Origin of the sequence: Brevibacillus sp. B_LB10_24 (assembly GCF_046036945.1) — a bacterium.
GTDB lineage: Bacteria > Bacillota > Bacilli > Brevibacillales > Brevibacillaceae > Brevibacillus_C.
On the sequence record NZ_JBJQOQ010000017.1, the window covers coordinates 87,605 to 103,907 of the forward strand.

16 protein-coding genes are annotated in these 16,303 nt (G+C 52.0%); 3 read left to right on the forward strand and 13 right to left on the reverse strand.

Annotation, left to right across the window (positions count from 1 at the left end; genetic code table 11):
• Positions 1-90: 90 nt before the first annotated feature.
• The 3 genes from ACI7RC_RS16290 to ACI7RC_RS16300 are packed head-to-tail and all read left to right on the forward strand — an operon-like array spanning position 91 to position 2,478.
• Positions 91-789 carry a FadR/GntR family transcriptional regulator gene (locus ACI7RC_RS16290; protein ID WP_408109284.1) on the forward strand — a complete coding sequence of 233 codons (699 nt, stop codon included), beginning with the start codon at positions 91-93 and terminating at the stop codon, positions 787-789.
• Positions 786-2,039 carry a CynX/NimT family MFS transporter gene (locus tag ACI7RC_RS16295; RefSeq protein ID WP_408109285.1) on the forward strand — a complete coding sequence of 418 codons (1,254 nt, stop codon included), beginning with the start codon at positions 786-788 and terminating at the stop codon, positions 2,037-2,039. Before ACI7RC_RS16290 ends, ACI7RC_RS16295 begins: the two co-directional genes overlap by 4 nt.
• Positions 2,032-2,478: a universal stress protein gene (locus tag ACI7RC_RS16300; RefSeq protein WP_408109286.1), complete on the forward strand. Its 447-nt coding sequence runs from the start codon at positions 2,032-2,034 to the stop codon at positions 2,476-2,478. Before ACI7RC_RS16295 ends, ACI7RC_RS16300 begins: the two co-directional genes overlap by 8 nt.
• Before the next feature lie 125 nt (positions 2,479-2,603).
• Here ACI7RC_RS16300 and ACI7RC_RS16305 read toward each other — a convergent pair whose 3' ends face one another.
• The 13 genes from ACI7RC_RS16305 to ACI7RC_RS16365 form a co-directional block, all read right to left on the reverse strand.
• Positions 2,604-3,878, reverse strand: coding sequence for a TRAP transporter large permease (locus ACI7RC_RS16305; protein ID WP_408109287.1), 1,275 nt, complete (start codon positions 3,876-3,878; stop codon positions 2,604-2,606).
• 4 nt (positions 3,879-3,882) lie between these two features.
• Complete coding sequence (locus tag ACI7RC_RS16310) at positions 3,883-4,374, reverse strand: TRAP transporter small permease (RefSeq protein ID WP_408109288.1); 492 nt, start codon at positions 4,372-4,374, stop codon at positions 3,883-3,885.
• A gap of 61 nt (positions 4,375-4,435) precedes the next feature.
• Complete coding sequence (gene dctP, locus ACI7RC_RS16315; protein ID WP_408109289.1) at positions 4,436-5,479, reverse strand: TRAP transporter substrate-binding protein DctP; 1,044 nt, start codon at positions 5,477-5,479, stop codon at positions 4,436-4,438.
• Positions 5,480-5,549: 70 nt separating this feature from the next.
• Positions 5,550-6,641, reverse strand: a complete 1,092-nt coding sequence (locus ACI7RC_RS16320; RefSeq protein WP_408109290.1) for an NAD(P)-dependent alcohol dehydrogenase — start codon at positions 6,639-6,641, stop codon at positions 5,550-5,552.
• A gap of 107 nt (positions 6,642-6,748) precedes the next feature.
• On the reverse strand, positions 6,749-7,783 hold the full coding sequence (locus ACI7RC_RS16325) for a zinc-dependent alcohol dehydrogenase (protein ID WP_408109291.1): 1,035 nt from the start codon (positions 7,781-7,783) through the stop codon (positions 6,749-6,751).
• A 195-nt stretch (positions 7,784-7,978) separates the two neighbouring features.
• Entirely contained in the window at positions 7,979-8,977 is a 999-nt protein-coding gene (locus tag ACI7RC_RS16330; protein ID WP_408109292.1) for a LacI family DNA-binding transcriptional regulator, read from the reverse strand.
• Positions 8,978-9,173: 196 nt separating this feature from the next.
• Positions 9,174-10,247, reverse strand: coding sequence for a tartrate dehydrogenase (locus ACI7RC_RS16335; protein WP_408109293.1), 1,074 nt, complete (start codon positions 10,245-10,247; stop codon positions 9,174-9,176).
• A gap of 15 nt (positions 10,248-10,262) precedes the next feature.
• Positions 10,263-11,471 carry a 6-phosphofructokinase gene (locus ACI7RC_RS16340; RefSeq protein ID WP_408109294.1) on the reverse strand — a complete coding sequence of 403 codons (1,209 nt, stop codon included), beginning with the start codon at positions 11,469-11,471 and terminating at the stop codon, positions 10,263-10,265.
• 118 nt (positions 11,472-11,589) lie between these two features.
• Positions 11,590-12,555, reverse strand: a complete 966-nt coding sequence (locus ACI7RC_RS16345; RefSeq protein ID WP_408109295.1) for a transketolase family protein — start codon at positions 12,553-12,555, stop codon at positions 11,590-11,592.
• Positions 12,556-12,559: 4 nt separating this feature from the next.
• Positions 12,560-13,411: a transketolase gene (locus ACI7RC_RS16350; protein WP_408109296.1), complete on the reverse strand. Its 852-nt coding sequence runs from the start codon at positions 13,409-13,411 to the stop codon at positions 12,560-12,562.
• Positions 13,412-13,814: 403 nt separating this feature from the next.
• Complete coding sequence (blaI, locus tag ACI7RC_RS16355; RefSeq protein WP_408109297.1) at positions 13,815-14,204, reverse strand: penicillinase repressor BlaI; 390 nt, start codon at positions 14,202-14,204, stop codon at positions 13,815-13,817.
• 5 nt (positions 14,205-14,209) lie between these two features.
• Positions 14,210-15,235: a BlaR1 family beta-lactam sensor/signal transducer gene (locus ACI7RC_RS16360; RefSeq protein WP_408109305.1), complete on the reverse strand. Its 1,026-nt coding sequence runs from the start codon at positions 15,233-15,235 to the stop codon at positions 14,210-14,212.
• Positions 15,236-16,004: 769 nt separating this feature from the next.
• The coding region (locus ACI7RC_RS16365; RefSeq protein ID WP_408109298.1) for a zinc ribbon domain-containing protein at positions 16,005-16,303 on the reverse strand (299 nt) is incomplete at its 5' end.

Here is a 16,303-nt window from a genome sequence, read left to right on the forward strand (position 1 = left end):
AATATGCCTGCACCGCTCATGGTGTTCATGACGAGAAAGATGTGCTATAATACTAATAACCAATCATCCTATGTTTGGAGGTATATGTTTTTGGCACTGCAAAAACCAAATCGTTTTTCCCTGGTAGAACAAGTGGTAGCACAACTGGAATCCCTGATTGAATCGGGGCAGTGGCATGTAGGCATGCGCATCCCTGCCGAACCGGAGCTGGTCGCCGAGCTTGGCGTAAGCCGCAATACTTTGCGCGAAGCGATCAGGGCCCTGGTTCATGCCGGAATGCTTGCGACAAAACAGGGAGATGGCACCTACGTCTGTTCCGCGAGTGCTCTCGGGGCTGTACTCAAGCGGCGGATCAGACAGTCAAATATCCTGGAGACGCTGGAGGTCCGGTATGCGCTGGAACGGGAGGCGGCATGTCTGGCCGCGGCCAGACGCACGGAGGAAGACATCGAAACGATGCGTTCCCATTTGCTCGTCTGCGATCAAGCCAAGAAAACCGGTGATCTCCAGGCTTATATGGAATCAGACATCAGGCTGCACCAGACGATTGTACAGGCTGCGCACAACAGCGTACTGATCGATCTGTACGAGCACATGACGGAGGCTTTGCACCTGTCGGTCAACAGTCTGTCGGAATGCGCGCTGCATCTTGAAACCCATCAAAGCATCCACCAAAAATTGGTAGACGCGATCATAGAGAAAAATGCCGCCAAAGCGATGGAAGCGGTCCATGCGTACATCGAAAAAGTCAAAGGCGAAATACAGCGGGAGTTGGAGGAAGAATCATGAGTGTTCCAGCAAAAATACAATCTACTGCCAGGGCTGCCGCCTACGAGAAGAGATGGCTGCTGGTCCTTGGCATCTTATTTATCGGAGCGGTCCTGCGGGCCCCGCTTACATCTGTCGGGGCATTGGCCGGATCGATCCGTGACAGTCTGGCCATCTCCAATACGACGGCCGGGGTTCTGACGACCTTGCCTTTGCTCGCTTTTGCGCTGCTTTCGCCGTTCGCTCCCACACTGTCCCGCCGCTTTGGGATGGAGCCTGTGCTGTTCGCCGCACTAAGCTTGCTGACGGTCGGCATCGGCCTCAGATCCCTGGGCGGGATCGGAACCTTGTTTCTCGGCACCATCCTGCTGGGCCTGGCCATCGCCGTCTGCAATGTCCTTTTGCCCGGCTTGATTAAAAGAGAGTTTTCCCAGAAGATCGGAATCATGACAGGCGTCTATTCCGTCTCGATGAATCTATGCGGGGCCATTGCTTCGGGCATCAGCATCCCGCTCGCCTTCGGACTGGGCCTCGGCTGGCACGGAGCGCTCGGGTTCTGGGGCATCCTGTCCATCGTCTCTCTCCTCTTCTGGCTGCCGCAGATGCGATCCCGGCGCCAACCGGCGGCAGCAGCCGACAGCACGAAAGGGACGGAGACGGTCAATGTCTGGCGGTCAGGGCTGGCTTGGCAGGTCACGTTCTTCATGGGCCTGCAATCCCTGCTCTTCTACACGGTGATCGCCTGGCTCCCGGAAATCATGAAACAGCAGGGACTCGCCGCCGATTATTCCGGGTGGATGCTGTCGCTGATGCAGTTTTCCGTACTGCCGTTTACATTCCTCGTCCCGATCCTCGCCGGCCGTCTGGCCAATCAGCAGCTCTTGGCCGGGATCACCGCCTCACTGTTTTTCTGCGGGGTACTGGGCGTACTCTACGGCAGTACGGCGCTGATACCGCTGTGGGTGATCATGATGGGGATCGGCGCAGGTTCTGCCTTTAGTCTGTCGATGATGTTTTTCGGCCTTCGCACTAAGACGGCTCAACAATCGGCGGAGCTGTCAGGTATGGCGCAATCGTTTGGATACCTCCTGGCCGCCGTGGGACCGACGCTGTTCGGCTACCTGCACGATGCCACACAAGGTTGGACGGTGCCGCTGTACATGCTCGGCACAGTGGCGATCCTCCTCTTCATCTTCGGCCTTGGCGCAGGCAGAAATCGGTATGTGGGTGAAAGGAAAATATATATAGAAGGGAAGAGAAAAGATGTTTGATAAAATACTCGTCGCGATTGATGGTTCGGAAATGAGTCGCAAAGCGTTTGAGGCAGCACTCAGCATCGCAAAATCGAATCAGGCCCGGCTTACGATTCTTCACGCTGGAAAAGAAGCGGTTTTTTCCTCCTCCTGGATTGGCGGTGCCATGTACATCCCCCAAGGTCAATTCGCCGAAATGATGGAAGAAGTCGAAAAGGAAGGCAACAAATTGCTGAGCCACGCCAAAAAACTAGCGGAAGAGGCCGGTGTAGACGCCGAAACTCTCTACGTAAAAGGAGACCCGGCCCTCACCATTCTGGAAAAGGGCAAAGCTGGCGGTTTTAAGCTGATTGTCGTCGGCAGCCGCGGGCTGAGCGGCATCAAGGAAATGATGCTCGGCAGCGTCAGCCATAAGGTGTCCCAGTTGGCAAGCTGTCCGGTGTTGATCGTGCATTGACATTTTTTTACAGATGATCCATTACGAAAAACCATCCCGTTTGCCTTCATAGGTGATTCGGGATGGTTTTTCGTCAAGATGGCATGTCACCGGCAAAATGCGGGACAAACGCGTAATTCTTTTCGCTACTTCAGCAATGACGGGATCCAGGTGGACAGGAACGGTACGAACGAGACGATCAACACGTCGAAAATGAGAAGGAAAATCAAGGGTACGGCTGCCCTTGCGACTCGACTGATCGAGATTTTGGAAATCTGGGAAACCACGAACAAGTCGATGCCAACCGGCGGCGTCACCAAACCGATCGCCAGGTTGACCACCATAATGGTTCCGAAGTGAACCGGGTCGATCCCCAAATTTACCGCTGTGTTAAACAGCAATGGAACGAAGATGAGAATGGCAGCGCCTCCATCCATAAACATCCCGGCAATCAAGAGGAGAATATTGACGATGATCAAGAACACGTATTTACTGGAGATTAAGCCGGAAATCGCATCGTACAACATATCCGGCACACCCGTGATGCTGAGAAAGAAGCCAAACAAACCGGCGGCCCCGATCACAATCATAATGATCGAACTGGAGATCGCAGAGCTTCTCAGTGTCTCGACAAGCTTTTGAAAGCTTATTTCGCGGTAAATCAGAAACCCGACGATGAACGAGTAAACAACGGCAACGACCGATGCCTCCGTTGGCGTAAATACCCCGGAATAGATTCCGCCCAGCACGATGATGGGCATTAACAGCGCCAGTATCGCCTCTTTAAACGCCTTCCCCACATCGCTCATGCTCTTGCGCTCTACCCCGTGGTACCCGCGTTTTTTGGCGATGATATAGGCGCTCACCAGCAGCGACGCCGTGATCAGCAATCCTGGCAGGATACCCGACAAAAACATGTCCCCTATCGAAACCTCTGCGGCAACCCCGTATAAAATCATCGGAATGCTGGGCGGGATAATGACCCCTAAAGCTCCGGCGACAGCTTGATTGGCACTTACGTACTCGATGTGATAGCCTCTGGCCACCATCGCCGGAATGAGGATAGACCCGATCGCTGCGGTCGTCGCCGCCCCCGAACCGGAAATCGCGGCAAAAAACATGGAAGTAACGATGGCCACCATCGCCAAACCGCCGGTGCGATGTCCGACCAATGTTCCGGCAAAGTTGACGAGACGCTGCGACATCCCGCCTGCGGACATGAGATTTCCGGCCAGGATAAAGAAAGGAATCGCCATTAGCGGAAATGAGTTCAGGGCGATAAAAATGCGCTGCGGTATGATCTGCATCGGAAGTGTATCGTGCATCCAGACGCCGGCAATCGTCGCCAGGCTCAATGAGGAGGCGATCGGCACGCTTAAAAACAGGAGAACAAAAAGCAACAGAAAGAAGATCGCGAGCATTTTTTCACCCCTTCGCCTGATTAAACTCTTTGATCATGCTCGAAATCGAATTCAAGAACAGCAGGAATCCTCCGATCGGCAGCGACAAGTAGATCCAAAACATCGAGATTCCCGTTCCCGGCGCAATTTGTCCGGCAAAGTTTTTCGCCAATTTCCAGCCGTAGATGATCAAAATTGCGTAAAAAATCAAAGAAACAACATGGGTGGAGAGCCTGATCCATCTTTTCAAACTGTCTTTTGCCATTTCCGGCACGATCTCTACAGCGATCAGACTTCCTTTGCCAAGCGCCACCGCCGCCCCCATCAGGACCATGAAGATCATTAAAAACCGGGACAGCTCCTCGGACCATGCCAGCGAGGAACCGAACACGTAACGGGCTGCCACCTGCCAAAAGATCAGAATGGACATGACGGCCATAATGACGGCCAAACACCAGCCGCATAGCTTATTCAAGAGATCGATCAGTTGGACGTACCTCTGCAGGATGTCTCTCATCGTCTTCCTCCCGTCTTAGGATCGGAGCGGCGGCATAAAGCCGCCACCCCCGCTATCCCGTCTAGTATTTATAGTTTCTCACCTTGTCGATCATCTCTTTACCGATCTGCGGCGCCCACTTTTCATAGACGCTTTCTGCCTTGGCTTTAAAAGATTCCTTGTCAGGATTCACAATGGTAATTCCCTGTTCCTTGAAGAAAGCCATCGCTTCGTCAATCTTGTCCTGATTCGCTTTCCGTCCGATCGGAACAGCGTACTGAGCAGCTTTCATCACGGCATCCTGCTGTTCTTTCGTCAGCGAGTCGAAAGTCGCTTTGCTCATCGCCAGCGGCGCGGGAGAGAATCTGTCTTCCAGCAGCGTCACATGAGACTGAACTTCGTAAATCTTCGACGATTTGATCGTCGCCGGCGAATTGGAATGCCCGTCAATCACCTTCTGCTGAAGAGCCGTAAACACTTCGGTCCAGGCCATCGGCGTCGGATCTGCGCCGTAGGCTTTCCAGGTATCGATCTGGACTTCATTTTCCTGGACGCGTATTTTCATGTGTTTGACATCATCAACCGTTTGCAGCGGCTTGTTGGAAGTAGTGGTGACGAAACCGTTTTCCATCCACCCGAGAATTTTTACGTTTGCCGCCTGCTCAAATTTTTCGGACAGCTCCTGGCCGATCTCACCGTCCAGTACAGCATGTGCGTGGTCCAGATTGTCAAATAGAAACGGCAGGTCAAACATGTTGAATTCTTTTACCCAGTTGCCCATCGGCCCGGCGGAAATCAACCCCATGTGCAGGGAGTTGAGCCCCATCATTTCGAATACTTCCCGCTCTCCTCCAAATGTGTTGTTGTAGTAAATTTTGACGGAGAGCTGACCGTCTGTCAGGCGCTCCAGTTCCTCTTTAAACGCCTTGGCCGCGATGTCGAATTTCGCCCCTTCCGGCTCCGGAATGCTGAGGTTGAATACCTTTTTCTCGCCTCCGCCAGCGCCCGCGCCATTTTCGGAAGCTCCTGAACCCGCAGAACCTGTAGACGTTCCGCCGCCTCCGCAGCCAGTCAACGTCAAGGCCAATGCTGCCACTACTGAAAGCCATTTCACTGTCTTCTTCACGATTATTCCTCCCTTTTCTATACAGCTGTTTAGGTAAATGCTCGATCGAATCCGCCGAAGCGGAGATGTGTTATTGATTGGGGTACACCATGACTTTCAAGCTGCCGCTTTTATTGGTGTGCGCCTGCTCCATCGCCTGCTGAATTTCATCAAGCGAATACCGGTCGGTAATGATTTCGTCTACCGGAAAGTCCCCGGAAGCCAGCAGTTCGATCGCCAGCGGATAGGTGTTTGTGTAGCGGTAGACCGAGTAGAGATTGATTTCCTTTTGCAGCATCAGGGTTACGTTCAGCGGAACCGCTTCCTCTGCGGGAAACCCGATGACGACCAGGGCGCCGCCGCGCTTGACCAGTTCAACCGACGACTGCAGGGCTTTGTCGTTTCCAGAGGTCTCAAGGACTACGTCTGCACCAAGGCCTGCCGTCAACGATTGGATCTCGTCCCCGACGTTTTTCTCGGCGACGTTGATCACTTTCGTCGCACCCAGTTTCTTTGCCGCCTCCAGACGAAGGGGAACCACGTCACAGGCGATGATCTCTTTCGCTCCAAACACCTTGGCGGCCATCACCGTCATTAAGCCAACAGGTCCCATCCCGATAATCGCCGCGGTAGACCCCGGTTCGAGGCCTCCTCTTCTGACCGCATGCAAACCGACTGACAACGGCTCGGCCAGCGTTGCATGTTCGAACGACAAGTGGTCAGGCAGCGGAAACAGAAAATCTTCGCGGTGCTTGAGGTACTGCACGAATGCCCCTTTAACCGGCGGCGTAGAGAGGAACTGCACATCAGGACACAGATTGTACCTGCCTTCCTTGCACCACTTGCAGCTCATGCAGGTGACCCATGGTTCGATTGCCACGCGGTCTCCAAGCTGAAATCGGGTCACTTTGTCGCCTATGGCGACGACTGTTCCCGCGCACTCATGTCCCTGTATGTGCGGATACTGCACCAGGCGCTTGCCAATTCGCCCGTGAGCGTAATAGTGGACATCCGAACCGCATACTCCCACGGCCTCGACCCTGATCAGCACCTCGGTGCCGGTTACTTCCGGAACGGGAATCTTCCTGACGTTGACCTCCAGTGGTTTATCCAGAAACCCCGCCTTCATCGTCTCCGGAAGAGCCGCATGATTCGGGCGGCCATCCGCTTCCGTCTTCAACATGTCTTCCCTTCCCCTTTCTTCCTCTGGGATTCTCCTGCCGCTCTCTTTTTGAATGGCCGGCAGCAGCTTTTCAGTAAGCGCTTACCTTAGCAAAAAAAAACCAATTTCTATTCGTCGTAGCGAATCAATACCTTCGCTCCTTTTTTCTCTTCACACATCTGAAACGCTTCCTGCCAGCGGCTCAGTTCGAAGATATCCGTTAGCAGCGGAGCAAGCTTGATTTTCCCTTGGCCGAGGATGCTCATGACTCGGTCCCAGGTCTGCATCGAGTGGGCAAGCGACCCAAACACTTCAAGCTGTTTGTACAGGATCGTGTCAAAATCAAGCGTAACTTCCTTGCCTACGATCCCTACTTGAATGTACTTGCCGCGTTTCTTAAGCGTTTTCAAACAGTTGCGGATAGAGGGTCCCGCTCCGGCGCATTCGATCGCAACGTCTACACCGATGCCGTTTGTCTCTCTATGTACGACAGCCTCCAGGTCCTCGCTGCTTACATTTACGATGAGGTCTGCCCCCATTTTTGCCGCCAGCTCCAGCCGCATGGAATCGACGTCTGTACCTGCCACAATCACCTTGCTGCCCTTCATATTCAAGAGCGAAAGGCAGACGAGACCGATGGGACCAGGACCGGATAAAAGAACGGTGTCTCCTACGCGGATCTCGGTCAACTCTTCGATAGCTTGTACCGCGCAAGCCAGCGGTTCGGCAAGGGCTGCTTCTTCCAACGTTACCGAGTCGGGAATCTTGTACACCATATCCTCTCTCACGACGACGTACTTGGTAAAACTGCCGTTGACACCGTGTCCCATCCCCCGACGCTCCGGGCAGAACATGTAGTGGCCCACTTTGCAGTACGGACATGTGCCGCATGTCACCGCCGTCGACGGCAAAACGGTCACCCGATCGCCCTTTTTGTACTTCGCAACCCCATCCCCTACCTCAGAAACAATCCCGGAAAACTCATGCCCCATAATGACCGGAGGGTAATTTTTAAATGTGTCATGGTAAATGTGCAGATCGGTACCACATATGCCGGTATAGGCTACCTCAATTTTCACGCTGTTCGCCTGACAGCCCGGCTCCGGAACGTCGATCACTTCGACATGGCCGATACCCGGTCTCGTCTTCACGAGTGCCTTCACAGTTAAAACACCTCTCTCGTTTCTTTCATTCTATCCATTGGGTTAAGCGCTTTACTAAGTTCATGTTTTGAATTATAGACTAGATTGTTCTAAATTTAAAGATACTTTTCATCAGTTTTTTTATTTTTTCTCTTCGGATCAGAAAAAAACCCTTCCCGCGAAGTGTATCGCGTGAAGGGTTGGCTTAGCATTGCATTATCCGTGCTTTGCTGTAGAACCGCGTACGACCAATTCAGGCAGGAGCATGATCCGCTGCTTGTATTTTTTCTGACCGTTGATTTCTTGTACGAGCAAATTCATCACTTGCGTTCCCATATCCCTGATCGGCTGGGCCACGGTAGTCAACGGCGGATCGATGGCCGACGCCCAAACGGTATTGTCAAATCCGACGATTGACAGGTCAGCCGGGACGGACATTCCCCGTTCGCGAGCGGCCTGAATCGCTCCTACCGCCAACAGGTCATTGCAGGCAAAAATCGCTGTAGGAGGATCCTCTGACCGCAGAAGCTTCTCCGCCAGCTGCTTGCCGCTCTCCACATTGGATTCACGGACGTACTCGACTTCCTTGCCATAGGAAATACCGGCTTCGTCGAGCGCAAGCCTGTATCCGCGCATCCGCTCTCTATTGCTCCACAGATCGCGGGCGATAATGGCGATTTTTTTATGGCCGAGACCGATCAGATGAGAAGCTGCCTGATAGCCGCCGAGGCAGTCGTCAATCGCTACGGTGTCGACTTCAAGGGAAGGAATTTCACGCGCTAGGATGGCAAGCGGCACCTTTTGCTTGATTAATTCCTTGACCGCATCGATATTTTCAAACCCGGAGGCGAGAATGATTCCATCCACACTCTTCTGCAGCAATAGTGAGATGTACTTCGCTTCCTTGTCAGGCTCGTAGTCCGTGCTGCAGATCACGATGTTGTAGCCCAGTACATGAGCGTGATCCTCGATGCTGCGGGCGAGCCCGGAAAAAAACGGGTTGGCCAGATCCGGAATCATCAATCCGATCGTGTAGGTAGATTTGCCGGTTAAAGCAGAAGCGACCACACTGGGTTGGTAATTCATTTCCTTCATAATATTCAAAACAAGTTTTCTCGTCTTTTCGCTGATCCTGCCAGTGTTGTTGATTACCTTCGATACAGTTGCAATCGATACCCCGGCAGCCTTTGCGACATCATATATGGTTGGTTTCATCGTAAAAACCTTCCTAATCTATTGATAAAAAGCCATACCTATCCTACGAATAAGGAAAGCGCTTTATCGATATAGTATACAGGAATTTATCTGGTTTCGCAATACGCCGAAGACTGCTGCCTGCCCGGGGGCTATCGAGAGACTCTATCGACTGCTTCTATGCCTGTCCTTCCTTCCTGCCTGCCTGCCGTGCAAATCACTTCACCGGCGATCGCAGCAGAGACGTCACCTTGTCTCCAACCTCTCGCGTCGAAGCTGTGCCTCCCATATCGGGCGTAAGCGTATCCGCCTCGACCAGCATGTCCTCGATCGCTTGCAGTACGGCTTTCCCCCACTCTTCCTGGCCGAAGAAGTCGAGCATTTGACTTGCCGACCAGACCGCAGCCAGCGGGTTGGCAAGGCCCTTCCCGGCAATATCGGGGGCGGAACCGTGAATCGGTTCAAACATCGACGGGTAAGTTCGCTCCGGATTGATGTTGGCCCCGGCTGCCAACCCCATGCCGCCGGCGATGGCCGCTCCCAGATCAGTCAAAATGTCCCCGAACAGATTGGATGTCACCACGATCTGGAACCGCTCCGGCTGTTTGACGAAAAACATGCTGGCGGCATCCACCAGGTAGCTGGTTGTTTGCACATCGGGATACTCCTTGCCCACTTCGGCGAATATCTGGTCCCAGAACACCATGGAGTAGTTCAGCGCGTTTGCCTTGCTGATGCTGGTCAGCGTTTTGCCAGTCGCGCGGGCAACCTCGTAGGCGTAACGGATGATCCGTTCCGTACCCTTGCGGGAGAAAACGCCCGTCTGCAAAACGACCTCATGCTCTTGACCTGGAAACAGCCAATCACCTGCTCCCGCGTACTCGCCTTCCGTGTTTTCCCGGATCACCAGCATGTCGATTTGCTCCCGGCTGACATTGTGAAGCGGACAAGGAGCACCTTTCAACAGGGTGATGGGCCGAAGGTTGACATACTGATCAAATCCTTTTCTGATTTTCAACAGCAAGTCCCACAACGAGATATGATCGGGTACTCCGGGATAGCCGACAGCACCCAAGTAGATCGCTTGAAAGCGGCTCAATTGTTCCAGGCCGTCGTCATCCATCATCTTTCCGTTATTGGCGTAGTACTCGCATCCCCATGGAAAGTGGGTGAACTCAAAGCGGAAACGGCCATCCAGTTCGGCTGCCCTGTTCAGGACCTTGATGCCTTCGGCGATGACCTCTGGTCCGATCCCGTCGCCCGGGATTACCGCTACTTTGTATATGGTCAATGCTGCCACTCCTTTTTACATCGAAAATGAAATCGTATTGTACGCCGGGAGTCCATTGTTCATCGGCACAAACACCTCTCCCTGGATCAGCGGGGTAACGTATTCAATGAACGGCGTGTCTACCGAGCGGGTGCGCCGATCGTACCATTCAGATGGAAACAGCCTCTCGCGCATCGCCACTTCTTGCAAGGAGACAGGTTCATAGGAGACCTTGTAGGGGTGGTGACTGATCCGCTGAAGCGAAACCATCACCCCTGTCTTTCCTGCCCGGGCAAATTGAACAGCCGCCTTCCCTGCCTGAAACGCCTCATCGGCATCTCTCTTGGAAGAAAACAGCATCCCGCTGCGCTGCCAGATACTCGGCAGCACTGTGCGGGCTTGCAACCCGGTTTCGGCGTTGACGATCTGCGATAAATACGTGCTGACACCGCCGAGCTGCGGGCGGCCGACCGGATCATTGGCGATCGATTCTTCCGCGAGCAGCCGTCCTGTGTGATCCCTGATGCCTTCAGAGACGACAGCCAGCGCACTTCCATAGCGACCATACTGCACGTGGATGTCCTGCAGGAATTGGTCGGTGGAGAACGGATCTTCCGGTATGTAGATGAGAGGCGGAATGATCGACTCACACCCGCCGGCCAGCGCACTGGATGCCGCGAGCCAGCCGGCGTTTCTGCCCATCGTTTCCACGATGGTGACGCGCTTGCTGCCCGGCAAGCTTCTGATATCCATGGCAATGTCGAGAACGCACGTGGCGACGAATTTTGCCGCACTGCCAAATCCGGGTGCATGGTCCGTACCGGTCAAATCGTTGTCTACCGTCTTGGGAACGCCAATCACCGTCAGATCGTATCCCATATCTTTCGCCTGCTGCTCGATCATGTACGCAACCTGCATCGAGCCATTCCCGCCGATGTAGAAAAAGTAGCGGATGTCACGTGAGCGCATGTGCTCGATAATGCAACTGACCTCTTCAACAGTCAGCTTGTAACGCCAGGAACCAAGGGCGGCACCGGGACTGAACCGGAGATTGTCCCACGTCACACGGGGAAGGTTCGCCAGGTTGAGGTAATCGCCGTTCAACATGCCGTAGATTCCCCGCTTGGCGCCGTAGATTTGACCCATCCCGTTGCCTTCCAGTGCCTGCTTTAAGATGCCGCAAAGCGAATTGTTGATGACTGCCGTTGGTCCGCCCGACTGAGCGATGAGGCAGTTTCCTCTCACAGTTGCCCACTCCTTTTGTGCTTCCAAATGAAAGACATGACAACGGCTGTGGGTTCCGGCATTTCCCGGACAGTTGTACCGGAACCAGCCGATTTTACCCGCCTGGGGCCGTCTTCCCTTAGCCTTGTCGTTTTTTGGAAACGGCTTCTTTCACGACGTGAACCATATCGTCGACGGAGATACCGTACTTTTTCAGTAGTTGGTCATTCGGTCCTGACTCCGAGTTGCGGTCCTGTACCCCGATTCGCACCATCGGAACGGGCTTGTGCTCGACCAGCACCTCCGCAACCGCACTGCCCAAACCGCCGAATACATTGTGTTCTTCCGCTGTGATCAAAAGGCCGGTGCTTTCGGCTGCTTTCATAATCGCTTCCTTGTCGATCGGCTTGATCGAAGGCAAATGCAGCACCGACACGGAGATTCCTTGCTGCTCCAGCTGTTCAGCCGCTGCCAATGCCCGGCTTGTCTGTGTCCCCGTCGAGACGATGGTCACATCTGTTCCGCTTTTAAGGGTAACCCCTTTCCCTAAGTGAAACTGATACTGCTCTTCGGAGAAGATCTGCGGCAGCGGATCACGCGCGATGCGGATGTATACCGGTCCCTTGTACTGATGGGAAAATTCCATCATTTTTTTCAATTCGATGCTGTCCGCAGGAGCCAGCACCACCATGTTTGCGATGCTCCGCATGATCGCGATATCCTCTAATCCCTGGTGCGTTTTACCCGTACACCCCGTCAAAAGCCCGCTGTATGCGCCAATCATTTTGACATCGAGCTTGGGCTGAGCAATGGAAATGGCGATCTGATCCAATGCCCGTTTGACGATAAACGCAGCAAACGAGCAAACCCATGGCTGGTACCCCACCGTAGCCAGTCCCGCGGCAACGCCAAGCATGTTTTGTTCCGCAATCCCCATCTGCAAAAACTGTCCGGCATTGTGTTCGGCGAGCTTATCCAGTTTGGTGGAATTAGCCAAATCGCCGTCAAGTCCCAGAATGTTCTTGTCTTTTACGCTCATCGCCAGCAAGGTGTCTCCAAAAACGTCCCGCATCGCTGTCTCTTTCCCAGGCTGAATCTGTATCATCGGATCAAACTCCTTTCCCAATCTCTTGCAAAGCCCATTCAAGCTCTTTGTCTGTCGGAATCCGGGAATGCCACAAATAGTTGTTCTCCATAAAGCTGACTCCTTTTCCTTTGACGGTGTGAGCGATAATCAATGTAGGAGAACCGACGTGCCGTTTGGCTTGTTGGCAAGCGGAAATGATTTGCTCCGGATCGTGGCCGTCGATACTGATGACATTCCAGCCAAAAGCCTCCCACCGCGCCTGCGGGTCATGGACCGGTCTGTCGCGTTCGCTCTCTTTTCCGCTCCATCCGTATTGCTGCAGTTTGTTGTAATCCAGGATGACAATCAGGTTGTCCAGGCTATAGCGCACAGCGATATCCGCCGCTTCCCATACCTGGCCTTCCTGTGACTCTCCGTCCCCAAGCATGCAGTACGTATAAAAAGATTTTCCTCTCAGTTTGGCTCCCAGCGCCATGCCAACCGCTGCGGAGATGCCTTGCCCAAGAGACCCTGTAGACATGTCCAGACCCGGCAGCGCCAGCATGTCCGGATGCGCCTGCAGCCGGGAGTCTATCGCATCAAAGGTCGCTAACTCCTCTTGCGGAAAATAACCGCGCAGCGCCAAGACACTGTACAGAGCGATAGCGGAATGCCCTTTGGACAGTACGAATCGATCGCGATCCTCCCACTCCGGCTGCTCCGGTTTGATATTCAATATATCGAAGTAGAGAGCGACAAGGATATCGGTTGCCGACATCGGCCCGCCAATATGGCCCGCTTTGGCATGATGAACCGTCTCTACTATCAGTTTGCGAGCCTGTGCGGATGTCTTTTGCAGTAGGGCCAGTTGATCCGGCTGTATTCCCTCTTTCATTTACGTTCCCTCCTTGGTAGAAACCGTCGTGTGATTCTGATGAAACGACAAAGCTATTCGACAAAAGCTGTTTAAACGAGTAAATACCCCCTATCACAAATCAGGGAAAGCGCTTTACCCAAGTAAAAAAAATAAATCGGACAAAAGCTCGAACAGAGTTTATCCTAATTCTAGTTAACCGCTTTCCCTTTTTTATGTTATTATATGCCACTCTTCTAAGAAATTAAAGTATATTTTCAAAAAAATTCTCGCCCTATTGCTTTTACGCAAATCATTAGTCATTTGGTTCATGAACGAGCCTGTGGAAACAATGGAAACTTCCCAAAACCAAAGGTAAAAGGCTTATCTCTTTGGAAACCCCCGAAGTGATAAGCCTTTGATTATAACAGTACTCGTGCCGGCCTCATCTGTTATGTTTATCCGTTTTCTCACTCAAAATGGTCCGCAGCTCTTTGATCTCCTCTTCCGTTATCGATTGCTCTTCAAAAAACTGAACAAGCATCGATTTCATCGTCCCGCCATAAATTCGTTGGAGAAAAGACTGCGCCTCGGCGTATTGACATTCGCTTTGCGAGTATAGAGGAAAGAAAGTGTACACTTTTTGATCCTGATTGACGCCAACTACTTGCTTTTTTACCAGGCGATCCAAAAGGGTACGGATCGTTTTGGGCTTCCAATCTGTTTTTTCCTGCAAAACGTGAATCACTTCGCTAGCCGTTTGCGGCGCCTTTTCCCAAAGCACGTTCATGACTTCCCATTCCGCTTCCGAAATTCTCGGTACCTGGTGAGACATCCTGATCACTTCCCATCTCCATATATGCCTTTATCCCTCAAAATCCTCAGTGAAATATCCGCCGCCGTACTCCCGTCTGCGTGATCTTCATTTTGGATGTTCGTTGCAAAGAAGTAGGTGTTCCCATTCTTCTCTACATAGCCAACAAACCAACCGTTCGTATTTTTGTGATTTACAGTACCTGTTCCAGTCTTGCCGTAAAGAAGCGCGCCGCCCATCTCTTCCAATTTAATCGCATCCTTCACGGTCTGGATATGTTTTTCCTCGAATCCGAATTGGTTTGTGTACAAGGCCTTCAGTAATTGTACCTGCTCAACCGGAGATATTTTTAAGGAAGATTCCATCCAATACGGCTCCGGTCCGCCGGAAATATTGGCGTTCCCGTAATGAATTTGTTTGACAAATGCCTGCAAATCCCTGCGATCCATTCTGCTCTCCATCGCCTGGAAGTACCAATTGACTGAGCTCTTCATCGCCGTAAACAAATTTTGATCCTTGTTCCATTCATCGTAAGGATACACGACGCCGTTCCATTCGATTGTCGAATGTTTGTCCGAAATGGCACCCAACTCAAGACCAATCAAACCGCTGTAAATTTTGTAAGTGGAATCCGGGGACACCCTCCATGTGCTTTTCCCTTCGTTGTAGATATGATATTGATCGGCTTGCATGTCGTATAAGACAAAAGCTCCTTCATAACCGGAAAAATAGGGACTTAGATTCTCATAAACGGTACGCTCCCCCGTAAAGGAATAGCGTTGATCGTCGCGGGCCATCGCGGAGACAACCGGAATCTGGCATAAAACCAAGAGTCCCGCAAGCAAAACGACAGCCATGCTCTTGATTTTCAACCGATTTGATTCAGCCCGAAAGCTTGCGATTGTTTCGATTCGTTTTTTGATTTGGCTTGTCGGACTTATGAGTTGACTTGTCAAAGCGAAATGTACGGGCCGTGACGCTCTCTCGGCAAAATTGATAATCGTATTGCCGTATTCGACATGGCAGCGGTCGATTGCAGCACAGCCAAGAATAGGTTAATATTCCGCCTCCTGTGATTGCAAGGCGGTGCATGTTGCCCCATCCTATGCGATATGACCAGATATAAATGAATGTGAAGAAAACGAAAGCGAGCAATAGGCATACAATAACTGTAATCCAGCCATGAAGCAAATCTGTAAGCATAAATAGACTGGAAGCAGCTAACGAAATAAAACCAACAATCCAGGGATTCGGGGTAAACCCTGTTTTTAGAACTCTCGTTCGAGTACATAGTGTAAAAGCAGCGGTAATAAGCACAATGACAGCTACAACAGTTCCTATTAGTTCTGGCGCCGAGGCGAAAAATTTCTTTTCCAAATAGCTTGCGTAGCAGAGATACACTGATCCAATCATGAAAAGAAAGACTGTAAAAAAAAGCCCTTTCCTCTTTAGCCATGGCCCGTTACCAAATTCAGGAAATAACGATTCTACTAGTATAACGGGGATGCAAGTGCTCCAAATCGCATGCATAGCAAGCACGATAATCGTTAACCAAGCATCCATGCCAAATGCAGGCATATAAGTGCCGCTTATCTGCTCCTGGCCAATGAAATAGGATCTGGTGAACCTCCCCAACTTACTCGCTAACGCAAGTTGAAGTCGGGGCTTCTTACCATGGGCAACTTCATGTACCTTTTGTAGATAGGGATTTGCCCCATCTACTCCATATCTAAGTACGGGGTATCTGTGAAGTTGCCTTAGTAAGCAACCAATGTCTCTTTGAGACATCGGGGGCGGAACAGCCCATCTACTACTTCTTGCCTACGCAATCCGTAGATACTTTCTCTTGCTTTCTACATCAAAATGCAGGAACTCGCCATATAATGCTCGGCTGAGGATATTCCTGGCTCCGTGCAGATCCCGATGCTCGCTGTACCCGCACCTACAGCGATAATTCCTGGAAGTGGTTTTGTTCCGCTTCCCGCAGACAGGACATGTCTGACTCGTATACGATTCATCTACGAGATGGAGGACAATCCCTTCTCGTTCCAGTTTATAAGTCAAATACTGCTTTACCTTGCCCAGGGACCAATTCGACAGCTTCTGCGCCTGCTTGCGAT

Bases quoted from the DNA above. Each gene is read 5' to 3' on its own strand.
- ACI7RC_RS16295 (WP_408109285.1), top strand. From the start codon at position 786: ATGAGTGTTCCAGCAAAAATACAATCTACTGCCAGGGCTGCCGCCTAC.
- ACI7RC_RS16300 (WP_408109286.1), top strand. From the start codon at position 2,032: ATGTTTGATAAAATACTCGTCGCGATTGATGGTTCGGAAATGAGTCGC.
- ACI7RC_RS16305 (WP_408109287.1), bottom strand. From the start codon at position 3,878: ATGCTCGCGATCTTCTTTCTGTTGCTTTTTGTTCTCCTGTTTTTAAGC.
- ACI7RC_RS16310 (WP_408109288.1), bottom strand. From the start codon at position 4,374: ATGAGAGACATCCTGCAGAGGTACGTCCAACTGATCGATCTCTTGAAT.
- ACI7RC_RS16320 (WP_408109290.1), bottom strand. From the start codon at position 6,641: ATGTTGAAGACGGAAGCGGATGGCCGCCCGAATCATGCGGCTCTTCCG.
- ACI7RC_RS16330 (WP_408109292.1), bottom strand. From the start codon at position 8,977: ATGAAACCAACCATATATGATGTCGCAAAGGCTGCCGGGGTATCGATT.
- ACI7RC_RS16345 (WP_408109295.1), bottom strand. From the start codon at position 12,555: ATGATACAGATTCAGCCTGGGAAAGAGACAGCGATGCGGGACGTTTTT.
- ACI7RC_RS16350 (WP_408109296.1), bottom strand. From the start codon at position 13,411: ATGAAAGAGGGAATACAGCCGGATCAACTGGCCCTACTGCAAAAGACA.
- blaI (WP_408109297.1), bottom strand. From the start codon at position 14,204: ATGTCTCACCAGGTACCGAGAATTTCGGAAGCGGAATGGGAAGTCATG.